The 14733-nt window shown below is 72.1% G+C and carries 12 protein-coding genes and 2 pseudogenes; 5 read left to right on the top strand and 9 right to left on the bottom strand.

What is annotated here, in order from left to right:
• Positions 1–43 precede the first annotated feature (43 nt).
• The 3 genes from OG456_RS32940 to OG456_RS32950 form a co-directional block, all read right to left on the bottom strand.
• Positions 44–1459, bottom strand: coding sequence for a cytosine permease (locus tag OG456_RS32940; protein WP_266567412.1), 1416 nt, complete (start codon positions 1457–1459; stop codon positions 44–46).
• Positions 1460–1546: 87 nt separating this feature from the next.
• Positions 1547–2914: a hydantoinase/oxoprolinase N-terminal domain-containing protein gene (locus OG456_RS32945; protein WP_266567414.1), complete on the bottom strand. Its 1368-nt coding sequence runs from the start codon at positions 2912–2914 to the stop codon at positions 1547–1549.
• Positions 2911–3918, bottom strand: coding sequence for a DUF917 domain-containing protein (locus OG456_RS32950; protein WP_266567416.1), 1008 nt, complete (start codon positions 3916–3918; stop codon positions 2911–2913). Before OG456_RS32950 ends, OG456_RS32945 begins: the two co-directional genes overlap by 4 nt.
• 89 nt (positions 3919–4007) lie before the next feature.
• Between OG456_RS32950 and OG456_RS32955 the strand changes: the two genes are divergently transcribed.
• A complete protein-coding gene (locus OG456_RS32955) occupies positions 4008–5474 on the top strand; it encodes a CdaR family transcriptional regulator (protein WP_266567418.1) in 1467 nt (488 codons plus the stop codon).
• Positions 5475–5516: 42 nt separating this feature from the next.
• On the opposite strand, the gene OG456_RS32960 is transcribed toward OG456_RS32955, so the two are convergent.
• Positions 5517–6875: an NAD(P)/FAD-dependent oxidoreductase gene (locus tag OG456_RS32960; RefSeq protein ID WP_266567420.1), complete on the bottom strand. Its 1359-nt coding sequence runs from the start codon at positions 6873–6875 to the stop codon at positions 5517–5519.
• Between the two features lie 138 nt (positions 6876–7013).
• The gene (locus OG456_RS32965; RefSeq protein WP_266567422.1) at positions 7014–7400 is read right to left on the bottom strand and encodes a VOC family protein; all 387 of its coding nucleotides are present in this window, start codon (positions 7398–7400) and stop codon (positions 7014–7016) included.
• A gap of 79 nt (positions 7401–7479) precedes the next feature.
• Here OG456_RS32965 and OG456_RS32970 point away from each other — a divergent pair, with 79 nt between their 5' ends.
• Positions 7480–8031: a GNAT family N-acetyltransferase gene (locus OG456_RS32970; protein ID WP_266567424.1), complete on the top strand. Its 552-nt coding sequence runs from the start codon at positions 7480–7482 to the stop codon at positions 8029–8031.
• Between the two features lie 73 nt (positions 8032–8104).
• Here the strand turns inward: OG456_RS32970 and OG456_RS32975 are convergent, their stop codons facing one another.
• From OG456_RS32975 to OG456_RS32990, 4 genes and pseudogenes are all read right to left on the bottom strand, one after another.
• Entirely contained in the window at positions 8105–8788 is a 684-nt protein-coding gene (locus tag OG456_RS32975) for a glycerophosphodiester phosphodiesterase family protein (protein WP_266567426.1), read from the bottom strand.
• Positions 8789–9080: 292 nt separating this feature from the next.
• Positions 9081–9368: a hypothetical protein gene (locus tag OG456_RS32980; RefSeq protein ID WP_266567428.1), complete on the bottom strand. Its 288-nt coding sequence runs from the start codon at positions 9366–9368 to the stop codon at positions 9081–9083.
• Positions 9369–9416: 48 nt separating this feature from the next.
• A pseudogene (locus OG456_RS32985) lies at positions 9417–9536 on the bottom strand (helix-turn-helix transcriptional regulator); the annotation flags it as partial.
• A 58-nt stretch (positions 9537–9594) separates the two neighbouring features.
• Positions 9595–10914: a transposase gene (locus OG456_RS32990; protein WP_266567430.1), complete on the bottom strand. Its 1320-nt coding sequence runs from the start codon at positions 10912–10914 to the stop codon at positions 9595–9597.
• 657 nt (positions 10915–11571) lie between these two features.
• Here OG456_RS32990 and OG456_RS32995 point away from each other — a divergent pair.
• The 3 genes and pseudogenes from OG456_RS32995 to OG456_RS33005 form a co-directional block, all read left to right on the top strand.
• A pseudogene (locus OG456_RS32995) lies at positions 11572–12330 on the top strand (RNA-guided endonuclease InsQ/TnpB family protein); the annotation flags it as partial.
• Between the two features lie 251 nt (positions 12331–12581).
• The gene (locus tag OG456_RS33000) at positions 12582–13724 is read left to right on the top strand and encodes an LLM class flavin-dependent oxidoreductase (RefSeq protein WP_266567432.1); all 1143 of its coding nucleotides are present in this window, start codon (positions 12582–12584) and stop codon (positions 13722–13724) included.
• Positions 13721–14722 carry an alpha/beta hydrolase gene (locus tag OG456_RS33005; RefSeq protein WP_266567434.1) on the top strand — a complete coding sequence of 334 codons (1002 nt, stop codon included), beginning with the start codon at positions 13721–13723 and terminating at the stop codon, positions 14720–14722. Before OG456_RS33000 ends, OG456_RS33005 begins: the two co-directional genes overlap by 4 nt.
• Positions 14723–14733: the final 11 nt, after the last annotated feature.

Raw genomic sequence — 14733 nt, forward strand, 5'->3', positions numbered from 1 at the left:
TTCGTGCGTACGTGGACGGTGCGTCCGTGGATCGGTACGGGGTTCAGTGGGCAGGGGCGGGCAGGGGGTCCGCCGCGCCGGACTCGGCCTCGATCTGGGCGGCCGGGCGGGCGGGCTGGTTGAAGGGCAGCTCACGGACGCCGCGCACGAGGCCGAGCTTGCCGAGGATTACGTAGCCGAGGCCCGCGAGGATCAACGAGTTGAGCGCCGGGATGCCCCACCAGGCGTAGTGGTCGCTGAACCAGCCGACCAGTGAGGCGGCGGTCCACAGGGCGACCGTGGCCGGCACCCAGCTCGGCTCGCTCTCCGGAAGCCGGCCGATGGCACGGGAGGCGTCGAGCTGGGGTCGCCACTTCTTCACGACGAAGTACTCGGCGACCATGATCCCGGCGATGGGAGGGGTGAGGACGCCGAGGATCGTGAGGAAGTCCGTGAAGTGGTCCAGGATCCCGGCCGCCGCGGCGAGACTGCCGAGGACACCGATGGCGACGGTCGTCCCCACCCGGCCGAGGCGCACCTTGAACACCGACTCCACGGCGGTGATCAGGCCGAGCGCGGACGAGTACAGGTTCCAGTTGTTGATCTTCACGGTGGCCGACACGAGGACGATCACCCCGACCACGCCGGAGCTGGACGTGATGATCGCGATCAGGTCGGAGGACTTCACGGCGTAGGCGAGGAGCACCCCGGCGAGGCCGAGGACGTACTCGCCGAGGGAGATCCCGACCAGGGTCTGCTTGACGACGTCGCCGGTGGTGCGGTTGAAGCGCGTCATGTCGGGCGTCGTGACGGCGCCGACGATGTACGAGCCCGCGACGATCGTCGCCCCCGTCGCGATGGAGATGTGCGCGCCGAACGGCGGCGACGCGACCAGGTCGGTGAAGCTGTGCCGGGAGATCTGCACGGTCATCGCCCACCCGGCGAGGCCCAGGAACGCCGGGACGGTCACGAACGCCGTCCAGCCCATGGCCCGGAACCCGCGCAGCACCAGCGCGGTGACGGCGAGTCCGCAGATCAGGCACCAGGCCCACAGCGGTATGGACGGCACGATCGACTGGAGGCCGGCGGCGAACACCGCGGTCTGCACCCCGAACCAGCCGAACAGGCTGACCGCGATGACGAGCCCGATGAGCGTCGAGCCGTACCGCCCGAAGCCGGTCCAGCGCACCAGCATCGAGGTCGCGAGGCCCTCGCGCATCCCGGCGATGCCGACGAAGATGCAGACGACCTCCAGGATCACCGAGCCGAGTGTGAACGCCCAGAAGGCGCCCCAGAAGGAGAGCCCGGCGCCGAGCGTCGCGCCGAGGAGGAACTGCGTGAGGTCGGAGAGCTGGCCGAACCGCTGCACGGCGACGTTGAACCAGGAGTAGCGGGCCGCGCGCGGCACCCGCTCCAGGGGGTAGTCCTCATCGGCCCGGTCGTTCTGGCCGGGCGTCGGCACGTCGGATGGCTTGGGCATGGGGACGGTCCTCGCATCGAAGAGGGATGGGCGAGATCACGGCAGGGCGAAGCAGAACTGCCGTGCGGGGAAGGGGTGTTGATCAGGTCAGAGCGGTAGCGGCGGCCCGAAGGCCCTGGCCCGCAGGAGCAGTGCGCCCGGCAGGTAGGGCACGGTGAGATCCGGTTCGAGGAGGGTGCGCACACGACGGGGATCCGCCCCGGCGCGCACGGCCCCGGCCCGTGCGAGGTCGCGCACCTCGTCCCGTACGGCGTCGAGACGCCTGCCGGGACCGGCCCGCACGATGCGCTCGTGGTGGCCGCCCACCGGACTCGCGGCCGCGCCGAACGCGCCCGCGACGCCGCCGTGTTCGGGCCGTACGACATCGCATCCGGGAAGCGCGCGGCCGGGCACCGAGTCCGCGCCACCGCCGACCAGGACGACGGGGAGCCGCCCGGCGGCCGGCTGCATGCGGTCCACCGCCTCCGCCAGGTCGCGGTGTGCCGCGGCGCCGACGGTGAGCAGTTCGGGGACGCGCAGGCTGACGGGTACGCCGCCGATGCGCCCTCCGGGTCCGGCCTCCTGGGGATAGCCGGCAGTCAATGCGCCGACGCGGGCCCGGCGTTCGCCGATGTCCGCGACCACGGCGTCCCGTACTCCGCCGAGCAGCCCCGCGCCGCGGATCGTGCACGCCGGGCCGGAGCCGAGGCTCAGGCCGGGCTGGCGGCGCAGATGGTCCAGGCTCATCAGGGTGCCGTCGTGCCGGGTCACGAGCACGGCGGCGCCCGGCGCGAGCCCGAGCAGGGGGAGCGCCGCCGTCAGTTCGTCGGCGACGCGGGCCACCAGGAGGCACAGCGCGGCGTCGAGGACCGTCGCGTTCTCGCGCCGCAGCAGCCCGAGCGAGCCGATCTCGCCCGACAGGACCACCGGCACGTCGGCGCCCGCCTCGGCCCGCAGGATCCCGGCGGCCTCCCGCTCCTGCGTCCCGTCCGCGGGCGCGAACACGGCGCAGACCGCGAACGCCTCGGCCCGGCCCGCGAGTTCGGCGCCGAAACGGGCCACGGCGTCCCGGTCGAGCGGCGCCCCGTCGCGCGGGCCGAGCCCGCCGCCACCGGCCACGTTCGCGGTGCCGGCGCACACGGCGTCGCGCAGCTCCGCGGGCCACCCGAACAGCGGCCGTACGGTGTCGGCGGCCTCACCCCCGATGCGCAGCACCCCCACATGGGCGAGGCCCGCGCGCTCCGCCAGGGCCCGGTCGGCGACCCGCAGCCCCACGGCGAGCTGCGAGGCGCGCGCCCGCAGCTCGCGGGGCAGCGCCTCGACAGCGGCGACGAGCGAACCGACGGCGTCGCCGGGCAGAGACGGCACCCTCACGGCCCGCAACGCCCGGCTGCCGCCCGTGACGCCGCCCGTGCCGCCGCCGTCCAGCAGCACGGCATCCGTGCCGGTGGGGCCCACATCCACACCGATGATCATGGCGTGGCCTCCCTCGTCAGCCCGTGCACCCCGAACGCGGCGGGTCCGGCGAGGCGCAGGCCGGCCTCCGAGTACCAGATCGGCGCCGACGGAAGGGTGACGAGGCGCACCCGCAGCCCGTACCTGATCTCTTCCACGGGCACCGCCCAGCCGGTCCGCACGTCGACGAGAGCGATCACGTCGGGCACCAGCGCCAGCGCCCTGCCGTCCTCGACCGCCGCGACGAACTCGCTGCGGGCCTCGACCCGTACGAGGCGTCCCGCATCGGCGCCGGTGCCCTCCAGGAGCACACGTGTCGCGTCCTCGTCGGTCCGCCGTACGGACGACACCTTGCCCGTCAGGACCGGCGGGGGCCCCTCGCCACGCCCGACGGCGACGGCCCGCGTCACCGAGCCCGCGACCGCGTGCCGGGCGGCCTGTCCGGCCGTCAGCGGGTACTCGGACGACGCGGCGTGCCCGCCGAACGTCGCGACCACGGCCCGCGCCAGTTCCTCCAGCCAGGGGCCGTCGACGTGGTCGAGGACGACGGTGCGGCCGTACTCGTCCGCGAGCACGGTCGGGCCCGGCCGGAGCCCGGCCAGTTCGAGGACGTTCTGGTCCATGCGCGGGAACGCCCGGCCCATGGCGTCGGCGTCGAGCAGCGGCAGCCCCAGCCGGGCCGCCCAGGCGACGGCCGTGCAGCCGTTGAGCCCGCCGATCTCCGAGATGAGGACGGCGGCGACCGGCACACCGTGCAGTGCCTCGACCCGCTCCCGCATCCGCGCGGGCTCGGCCCGGCTGCCGATGCGCTCCTCGGCGACGGCGGGCGAGCCGATCAGGCCGACCGGCATGACCAACACGTCCTCAGGCAGCTCGCCGGCCGTGACGACCTGCACGGGCCCGCACTCCTCGATGGCCTGCTCGGCCACGGGGCACGTCACGGCGGCGGGGCCACCGCCGCCTCCCGAACCCAGGACGGCACAGCCCCGCGCGAAGTCGGCGAGCACTCCGGCGTCCATCTGCATACGGCTCAGAGTACGAGCCCGCACGCGCCCACCAATGGGCTGCGAGCCCACACCTTGGCATCACGATGGGCATCCAGCACAATGGCCGCATGCCGCGCCTCGTCGACCTGCTCAGCGCACCCGGCCTCGACGCGCTCCGCCCGCTCGCGGGCCCGCTCGACGCCACCGAGATCACCGGCATCCGCCTCGAACCCCGCGCCGACGGGCTCGCGGCCGTCCCCGCGGGAACGGTCGCGGTGCTCCTCGCGCCCGTGCCGGACCACCTCCTTGACGTGGCCGTACGGGACGCCGCGGCGGCCGGCGCCGCGGCACTCGTGCTTCGGGGCGGCGAGCAGGTGGCGGGTGACATCGCCGTACAGGCACTCGCGGAGCGCGGCCGGATCGCCGTCCTGACCACGGACGGAGATCTCGCGGCCCTGGTCGTGGCCGTCGACCGCGCCGTCGCCGGGGACTCCGCCGACGCCCTCGCCCGGATCGGGGCCGCCGCCCGCGAACTGGCCTCCGCCGCTGGCGACCCGGAACGGGCCGCCGCGATCGCCGCCCGCCTGCTCGGCACACCCGTCGAGCGCCGCGCCGCCGGCCCCGGGGAGGAGGGCGCATCGGCCGCCGGACCCGACGGCGAGGTGCGCCTCGCCGCGGCCGCACAGCCCGGCCACCCGGGCACCGCTATCCGCTCCGTCCTGGCGCTGGCCGCGCTCACGGCGGCCGGCGGCGGACACGGCGACGTCCCCGTGCGCTCCCGCGGCCACCTCCTCGCCGAACTCCTCGTCGCCCCGCAGGACCAGACCGCCCGCCTGGCAGCCCGCGGCCGGACCATCGGCCTCCCCGTCGACGGCCGCCACATCGCCCTGCGGATCGAGGCCGCGGCGCTGCCCGCCGCGGACCGCTACCGGCTCCTCGACACCGTCCTGCCCAGGACACTGACCGACGTACGGCAGCACGCCGACGGCCACGTCCCCGACGGCGTCCACTGGAACGCCGCCCTCGTCGACGACGCGCTCGTCCTGCTCGGGACCTGGCCCACCGACCCCGGCGCCCCGGGCCGCCGCAAGGCGCTCGCCCTGGCCCGCCGTGCCGTCGACCGGCTCCGCCGACTGCACCCCGAGGCGGACCTGCGTGGCGGCGTCGGCGCCCCGCACCGCGGCCCCCTGGGTATCCGCACCTCGGCCCGCGAGGCCAGGGCCGCTCTCCTCAAGCCCGCCACCGCCGACACCGCCCCCGTGACGGCGCACGACGCCGCGGGCCTCGACCGCATGCTCCTGGAGTGGTACGCCTCGGACACCGCCCGCGAAGCCGTGGATGAACTCCTCGCGCCCGTATCGGAGTTGGGCCCGGACCGCGCCGACCCGCTGCTGCGCACCCTTCAGGCCTACCTCGACCACAACAACTCCCCGGCCCGCGCCGCCGAGGAGCTCCATCTGCACCGCAACGCCGTCGGCGCCCGCATCCGCCGCATCACGGACCTCACGGGCGCCGACCTCACCGATCCCGAAACCAGGCTGGCCCTCCAACTGGCCTGCCGCGCACGCCTGTCGGCCCCGCCGGGCCCCGCGTAACCGCCGTCCCCAAGAGGTCTTGGACTCCGCCGGAGCCGACGTCTAACGGCCCTCGACGTGCGCCGTCACCATCGCGTGCACATCCTCCGGCGTCAGATAAGCGTCCGTCTTCTCGAAGTCCTTCAGCGTCGCGGGCCGCTCCGCCTGGAACCCCGTACGCACGAAGTCGTCGCCGGCGACCGCGTTGAGCCCCCAGTTCGCCGCCGTGCGGAACCGGGCCGTCAGGGTGCGCAGCGCACCCAAGTGGTAGGCGCGGGCGACGAACTGGGCGGGCAGCCCGGTCAGCTGCACACCCAACGGCTTGGACACCGCCTGAATGCCGCCCAGGTCCACCACGAGCCCCAGGTCCTTGTGCCGGTACGGCTTCAGCGGCTGTCCGTGCAGCGCGGCCGCCACGTTCTTCGCGGCCGCCCAGCCCTGCCGCATGGCGTGCTGGGCGGTCGGCGGGCAGATCGCGTCGGCGCCCTTGTCGAGGTCCGGCACGGCGGCCGCGTCACCGAGCGCGAACACGCCGTCGAGCCCCGGCACCGTCAGATCCGGCTCGACCACGAGCCGGCCCCGGTTCGTCTCCGCGCTGAGCGTCGCGATCAGCGGACTCGGGGCGACACCCGCCGTCCAGATCAGCGTGCGGCACGGCAGCACCCGGCCGTCCGTGAGCGTTACCGTGTCCTCGGTCGCCTTCGCCACGGACACCCCGAGCGACACATGCAGCCCGCGCCGCTCCACGATCGACAGCGCCTTCTCGCCGAGCCGGTCGCCGAGCTCGGGCATCAGCTTGGGCGCGATGTCGACGAGATGCCACTTGATCTGCGCCGGGTCGAGCCCCCGAAGACGCTTGGCGGCGGCCGTGGTCAGGCGCTGCAGATAGGCGGCCGTCTCCGTGCCGGCGTACCCGCCGCCCACCACCACGAACTGCAGCCGCGACTCCTGCTCGGCGGGGTCCGTACTGGCCGCGGCCAGGTCGAGCTGCGCGATGACGTGGTCGCGGATCCAGGCAGCCTCCGCCAGCGTCTTCACGCCGACCGCGTGCTGGTCCACACCCGGGATGTCGAACTGCCGCGTGACGCTGCCCGGCGTCAGGACGAGGTAGTCGTAGCGCTCCACCACCGTCTCGCCGTTGATCTTCCGTACGACGACGGCCTTCGCCTCGGGGTCCACGCCCACCGCGCTGCCCGGCACGATGCCGGTGTGCCGCAGCATGCGGCGCAGCGGCACCGCGACCGACTGCGGAGTGAGCACGCCCGAGGCGACTTGCGGGAGCAGCGGCAGGTACAGCTGATGGTCGAACGGACTGACCAGCCTCAGCTGCGCCTGGCCCGGCTTGAGGATCTTCTCCAGCTTGTGCGCGCACTCCATGCCGGCGAATCCGCCGCCGACGATCAGGATCCGAGGAGCTGCCATGTGATGTCTCTCCAGGGTCGGGCTCATCCGGACGCGAAGGGGCCGGTCTCCGGCCGTCCCGCTCATACTCTTCCGCGCGCACGTTCCGCGCACGCTGAACGGGTCCTTCGGCTCGCGTGTACCCCGGAATCCGCTCCCTCAAGGCCGGTAGCGCAACGGATGGTCCTCGGGTACTTCGGTGATCACGATGCGCACGCCGTCCGGGTCCGAGATCCACATCTCGATCAGCCCCCACGGCTCCCTGACCGGAGGCCGGAGGACCTCCACGCCGCGCGCCGCCAGCTCCTCGTGCGCGGCCGTCGCGTCCGCGACCTGGAGCCACAGATGGAGCCCGGGCGACGGCGGTGCCTCCGAGTGGCCGGACACCTCCAGGAAGCCGCCCCCGAGGAAGTAGACGGTCCCGCGCTCGGGCCCCGTCCCGAACTCCCGGTACACGGCAAGGCCGAGCGACTCACCGTAAAAGGCCCGCGACCGCTCCGGATCGGTGGGGCGAAGAAGCGTCCTGCTGCTCAGTACGTGAACCATGCCAACGCAGCGTAGAGGCTCGGCGTTAGGCTCGACGGCGCCCGCGCCGACAGCCGCGCACGAGATCGGAGACCGTCCCATGTCCATCGCTCCCCGCCCCACGACCGGCGACCTCACCTTCCGGGACGCCACCGACGCCGATGTCGACGTGCTCGTCGCGCTGATCGAGTCGGCGTACCGCGGGGACTCCAGCCGCACCGGCTGGACCACGGAGGCGGACATCCTGCGGGGGCAGCGCACCGACCCGCAGGGCGTCGTCGACGTCATCAAGTCGCCGGACAGCCGGCTGCTCACCGTCGAGCGCGACGGCGCGGTCGTCGCCTGCTGTCAGTTGGAGCACCGCGGGGAGCACGCCTACTTCGGCATGTTCGCCGTGAGCCCGGCGCTCCAGGGCGCGGGCCTCGGCAAGGTGATCATCGCGGAGGCGGAACGCACCGCCCGCGAGGCGTGGGGCGTGCGCGAGATGCACATGACAGTGATCTCCGTGCGCGAGGACCTCATCGCCTGGTACGAGCGCCGGGGCTACCGCCGTACGGGAGAGATGACCCCCTTCCCGTACGGCGACGAGCGCTTCGGCATCCCGCAGCGGGACGACCTCCAGTTCGAGCTGCTGGTCAAGCCCCTCGGCTGACGCGGGCCGCTCCGCTGACGCGGGCCACTCGGCCGGCTCGGGTCCCGCGGACGACGCGGGCCGCTCCCGCGGCTCAGGCCGTGAAGCGGCCGGTCCGTTTGATCTCCGGGTAGTCGGTCGTCGCGCCGTCCAGGCCGAGCGCACGCACCAGGCGCAGATCGTCCTGCGTGTTGACGACCCAGCCGATGATCCGCAGGTCCGCCTTGCGGGCCCGCTCGACGATCTCCTGCGTCAGGCGCCGGATGTTCAGGACGAGGGACGTGGCGCCGACGGCGGTGGCGCGCTCCACCACGTCGGTGCCGTAGCGGCTGGCCACCAGCGCCGTACGGACGCCCGGCACCAGCCGGGCGATCTCGGCGATGGCCGCGTCGTGGAACGAGATCACCTCGACGCGGCTCACCAGGTCCCGGCGCAGCATGACGTCGGCGAGGGCGCGCGCCGCGGCGACGTCCTTGATCTCGGCCTGGAGCGGCTTGGAGACGGCGTCGAGCACCTCCTCGAAGACCGGCACCCGCTCGCCGCGCCCCGCGTCCAGGGCGCGCAGCTCGGCGAGGGTCTTGTCGGCGATGGGGCCCCGGCCGTCCGTCGTGCGGTCGACGTCGGCGTCGTGCATGACGACGAGGGCGCCGTCCTTGCTCAGATGCAGATCGAGTTCGATGAGGTCGAGGCCCGCGTGTTGCGCGGCGACGAAGGACCGCAGGGTGTTCTCGGGTTCGACACCCATGACTCCGCGATGCCCGATGGTGAGGAAGTTCAAGATCGTCTCGCTTCCGTCGACGGCGGCTCGGCTTCCGCGCGAGGTCACGGACGGGCTCGCCCGCGCGGCACGGCCGAAGCCTAACGGCCCGTCTCCACGATGGGACCGGTCCGACGCGACGGAGTGGAGTGGTCCGCTCTGGTTGCGGTGATTCCCAGGACCAGTCCAGTGATGACGGCGGCGACCAGGACGGCACGGATGCTCACGGTCGGGGCTCCAGACGGGCTGAGGGACAGGGGAAGGACGGGGACCGGTCCGTCCTACCGCCCTCGGCAGCCTGCCGCGGGAAGTGTCACCCCTGGGTGGGCGAGTTCCCCGGAGGTTGACCGGGCGCCGCGTCCAGGTCGTCCAGCATGGCCTCGGCCAGTTCGACTTCGGCTGCGAGCCGCCGTTCGCTCCAGCGCAGCGCGATCTGCGGATGGGTCCACGCCTCGACTCCGTCGGCCCGCCCGAGCGCGTCCCTGACCTCCTTCAGCTCGCCTTTCGTGCGGGCCACGTGTTCCGTCACGAGGCCCCGCAGGTGTTCCGGCGCGGCGAGATGCCCGAGCCAGACGCGCAGGAGCACGGGGTGCTTGAGCACGGGCGCGCCGAGGTCCTGCCCGCCCCCGGCCCACACCGCGAGCGCCCCGCGCCCCTCCTCGGTGATCGCGTACGTCCGCTTGGCCCGCGGCTCCTCGGCCCCGGAGTGCAGCGACGTGACGTAGCCCAGTGATTCGAGGCGGCGCAGTTCGGCGTAGATCTGGCTGATGGCGGGCGACCATTGAAGTGCTCTCCTGCCTTCGCAAGCTCAGGAAGGAGATTCCCGTCTACCTTGCGGTGGCGGGCTTGACGCGTTTGTCACGCCTGACGACTGCCCTCCCGGCAGCCGGGACGAGCGCGTGGCCCATCCGGTACAGGTGCAAGATGTTGCGGGCCGCGTTGAAATCGGCGTTGCCCGACCATCCGCAGTTGGGGTTCCTGCATACGAACGTGGCCTGGTCCTGTCGGCTGCCGGGCGTGATGAAGCCGCAGGCAGAGCAGCGTCGGGAGGTGTGCGGGGCGGGCACCTTGTGCAGGGTGCCGCCGTACCGGCCGGCCTTGTACGTCAGCATCGTGACCGTCCTGCCCCACGCCTCCTGGCTGATGGAGCGGTTGAGTCCGGCTTTCTGGGCGACGCCTGTCCCCGGCTCGGCGATGGTGCCCCGAGCGGACCTGACCATGTTCGTGATGGTGAGTGCTTCGACCACCAGCACGCCGTACGTCCGGGCGAGGCGGGTGGTCGTCTTGTGCTGCCAGTCCCGGTGCCGACGCGTGGCTTTTGCGCGCAGCCCCCGGATCTGGTCATAGGTGCGGTGCAGGCGGCGGCTGGTGCGCTCGCCGGGCTTGCGGTGTGTCCTGCGCTGGGCGGCCCGGCGCTCCAGGCGCAGGAGTTTGCCCTTTTCCTCAGCGGTCAGCCACTTGTCACGGTCGGCGCTGCCGTCCGGGAGGCGAGGCGCACGCCCGTGGTCCTGGTGATTGCCGTCCGAGAGGGCCAGGGGCAGGTTCACCCCGGCATCGATTCCGACCTGTGCCCCCGGGTGGGATGCGGGCCTGGCTTCGAGGCTCTGCACACGGAAGGCGAGGTGCCATCCCAGGTGGTCCTTGACCAGCCGTGCCCCGGTGATCCGGTTGTCGGCGTTCGCCTTGTTGCCCACCGGGAGGTCTTTGGTCCAGCGAAAGCGGACACGGCCGGCCTTGGGAATGCTGGCCATGCCCCAGCGGCGGTGCACCCGCTTGATCTGGAGGTCACGGCCCTGCGGGATGTCCACGCTCATCACGGACCGCAACCGGCCCTTGAAGTTCGGAGCATCGGCGCGGCCGTCCCAGAAGTTCTTCCAGGCCTGGAAGTACGTCTTGAGGACCGCTTGCGCGGCCTGCGCAGGAAGGACGGCGAGGAAATCGATCTCTTTGCGGGCCTGGCGTATCGCGGCGTCCGCGTTCGCCAGAGTCCGCTTCTCCTTCGGCATCATCTGCCACCACGCGTGCAGGCAGTTCCACACCGTGCGGGCAGCGTGCGCCTGCTCATCGATGCGCACATGCTCGGCAGCAGACAGCGCCAGTCGGGCGCGATGCCCGAACTGCCGCTTCTCCCCACCGAGTTCACCCATCACGATCACCATACAACAATTGGTCTAAATCACCCGGTGGACCTGCTCGTGCACCACCCGCCCAAGGTCCAGCACTCCAAGCTGGTCAACTCCCCCAAAGGGGTCTCCTGACGGCGTATGCGCCAGGAGTACGACGCGCACATCCACCGCCACCCGTAGGGCGGCCACTGCTGGTCCGGCTCCTACTTCGCCGAAGCCACGGCGGTGCACCCCTGACCCTCGTACGCCAGCACATCGAGAACCCAAAGCACCCCGCAGGCTGACGTGAACAGTGCCGCCCCGTGCACACCCGCGACTCAAAGCAGTCCCGAGATGGCCTTCACCCTCGGCGTAAACGCCGGAGCACTGGCCAAGATCAAAAGGTAGAAGAACCGCAGGGAGGCGTCGGCCCACTTCTTCAGTGTGCTCTTGCGGGGAACCCCGGGGGGATCGCATCCGGTGACGGCGATGCGGAGCATCGCCGCGGCAACGGGCGCGGAGCGCCCGCAAAAAAGACCGGGCTGCAGTGCCCGGTGAGGAATGTGCGCTGTTCGAATGCCCGTATGCCGGGCGGCGGATAGCGTCGCGGTCGTGAAGTTGAGCGTGCAGGTGAAGCTCCTGCCGATGCCCCACCAGGCGGCGGCACTTGAGGAAACCTTGTACGCCTGCAACGAGGCCGGCGAGTCCGATCTGCTGTTCCGCGACGGCATGTGGTTCCTGATGGCCACCTGCGAGGTCCCCGAGGCCGGACTCAACACCAGCGTCACGCAGTTCCTGGGGGTCGATCTGGGGATCGTGAACATCGCGACCACTTCGGACGGTCAGATCATGGCCGGACGCCGACTGAATCGCGGACGTCTGCGCGAGCGCACCCTGCGTACGAAACTCCAGCGCAAGAACACCCCGTCCGCCAAACGGCGCCTGAGGAAGCGGCGTCGTAAGGAGGCGCGGCGGGTGAAGGACATTAACCACAAGATCGCGAAACATGTGGTGGCCGAGGCAGAACGCACCGGTCGCGGAATCGCCCTGGAAGACCTCACTGGGATCCGCGCACGGGTACGGCTTCGCAAGCCCCAACGGGCCACCCTCCACTCCTGGGCCTTCGCCCAGCTCGGAGCGTTCATCGCGTACAAGGCCCGCAAGGCAGGAGTGCCGGTGGTGCACGTCGATCCGGCGTACACCTCCCGCACCTGCGCCGAATGCGGGCACATCGGCAAGGCGAACCGGGCCAGTCGGGCCCGATTCGTGTGTCGGTCCTGCGGATTCGTTGATCACGCAGACCGCAACGGCTCCCGCAACATCCGACACCGTGCGGAAGAGTTGTGGCGATGCGGGGCTCAGTCAACAGCCCCAGACCCACCCCCTAACACCGGGCGTGGGACAGGACGCAAACGCAGCACCACAGCCAGTGGCGCCCGTTATGCAAGCCCGGGACTTTCAGCCCCGGGTGTGATTGACCTCGTATCCGGTCCGTTCCCCGGGGAGGACAGCAGTCCGAGGACGGCCCAGGCGGTCGGTGGTAGGCCGTCAGCCATGCGCCGCATTGAAGTGACCGGGAGCCGGTCATCGCAAGCCCCCGGCGCGGCCTCGTCGCCGAATCCCGTCCCCGGTCTTGCCGCCCCGGCATCTGACGGTTAGTCATATACCTAACCGGAATAGCGCGGATGGCTCAACTCCCTGGAGGCAACGTGAAGTTCTCCGTCATCTTCGAGGCACAGCTCGCCGATCCCACCGTCGAACACGAACACCAGGTCATCCACGACTGCGTGGAACAGGCGGTCCTCGCCGAGGAGATGGGCTTCGACCGGATCTGGGCCGTCGAGCACCACTCCCTCAAGTGGTACGCGCACATGTCGGCCCCGGAGATCTTCCTGACCTGGGTCGCCGCCCGCACCAGCACCATCCGGATCGGACACGGCGTCGTGTGCATGCCCTTCAACTTCAACCATCCGGTGCGGGTCGCCGAGCGGGCCGCCATGCTCGACCTGCTCTCCGGGGGCCGCCTCGACCTCGGGGCGGGCCGGGGCGGCACCAGGCAGGAGACCTCCCTGTGCGGTGTCGACAAGGACCGCACGACGCAGGAGGTCGAGGAGGCGCTGCGGATCATCGGGAAGGCCTGGGAGAAGGACGAGCTCGAACACCACGGGGAGCTCCTCGACATCGACCCGCACCCCGTCCTGCCCCGTCCGAAACAGACGCCCCACCCGCCCCTCTTCCTCGCGTGCAGCCGCACCGAGACGCTCACCCAGGCCGCCGAACTCGGCATCGGCGCCCTGGTGATGGGCTTCGCCGGCCCCGAATCGATCGCCGGCATGCGGCGCGCCTACGACGACGCGATCGCCGCCCGCACCCCCGACCGCTTCGTGTCCGGAGTCGTCAACGACCACTTCTCCGTCCTGTGCCCGACCATCGTCCTGGACGACCAGGAGGCGGCCCGGAACATCGGCATCCGCGGACAGCGGTTCTTCGCGCAGTCCATCGGGCACTGGTACGGCGGCGCGGGCGTCCCCGACGAGGCGGTGGTGGAGGGCGCCGACGAGGCGGCCGACATGCGCAGGGCCGCCGAACAGGTCGTGGCCCGCCTCCACGAACACCGGATCCCGGTACGCCCCACCGCCACGGCCACCTTCAACGCCGACCACGCCTACGGCACCGCCGACGACGCGATCGCCTATGTCGAGCGCCTGCGCGACGCGGGGGCCGACGAGATCATGTGCCTCGTCCAGATGGGGACCGTCCCCCAGGAGGCCTGTCTGGAGACGCTGCGGCAGTGGGGCGAGAAGGTCATCCCGCACTTCCGCGCCCAGGAGCGGCAGGCGGTGTCCGCATGAGCTCCGCGCCCGAGGACCGCCTCGCACCCGACGTCCGCGCCCTGGTCGACGCGATGACCGCGTTCTTCCCCGACCTCGGCGGCGCCGTCACCGACGCCGCCGAGGCCCGCCGCATACTGGCCGCGGCGCCCGCGTCGCCGCTCCCGCCGCCGGTGGTCGGCTCGGTCGAGGACCGCGACATCCCCGGCCCGGCCGGAGCGCCCCGGATCCCCGTACGCATCTACCGCCCGGACCCCGACGACGCGCCCGGCCCGCGCCCGACCGTCGTCTTCCTCCACGGGGGAGGGTGGGCGATCTGCGGCCTGGACAGCCACGACTCCACCGCGCGCGGGCTGTGCCGCGAGGCGGGGGCCGTGGTCGTCTCCGTCGACTACCGGCTGGCCCCCGAGTCGCCGTTCCCGGCCGCCGTCGACGACGCGTACGCGGCGCTGTGCTGGGCGGCCGACCATCACGCCGCACTGGGCGGCGACGCGGACGCCCTCGCCGTGGCGGGCGACAGCGCGGGCGGCAACCTCGCGGCCGTCGTCTGCCTTCTGGCCCGGGACCGGGGCGGCCCGCGCATCGCGCTCCAGGCCCTTGTCTATCCGGCCACCGACGCCCATCAGTCGACGGAGTCGTTCGCGCGGAACGCCGACCGCTATTTCCTGACGGCCGCGCACTGCCGCTGGTTCGCCGAGCAGTACCTCGGCCCGGACGGCGACCGGTCCCACCCGCATGTCTCGCCGCTCCTCGCCGACCTCGGCTCGCTGCCGCCCGCCCACATCGTGACCGCGGGCTGCGACCCGCTGTGCGACGAGGGACTCGCGTACGCGAGGGCCCTGCGCGAGGTGGGCGTGGAGGTCACCGAGAGCCACTTCCCGGGGATGTTCCACGGCTTCTTCGGCTTCCCCGAGCTGCTCGACGACGCCCGTACTGCCCTGGAGGATGTGGCGAAGGCCATCGTTTCAACCGTGTCGGGCAGGAAAAACGACGGTGAATCAGGGGGTCACGCAGGATAACTTCCTCCCGG

The sequence above is a fragment of the Streptomyces sp. NBC_01446 genome (assembly GCF_026340095.1).
In the GTDB taxonomy this organism is placed as follows: Bacteria; Actinomycetota; Actinomycetes; order Streptomycetales; family Streptomycetaceae; genus Streptomyces; species Streptomyces aureus.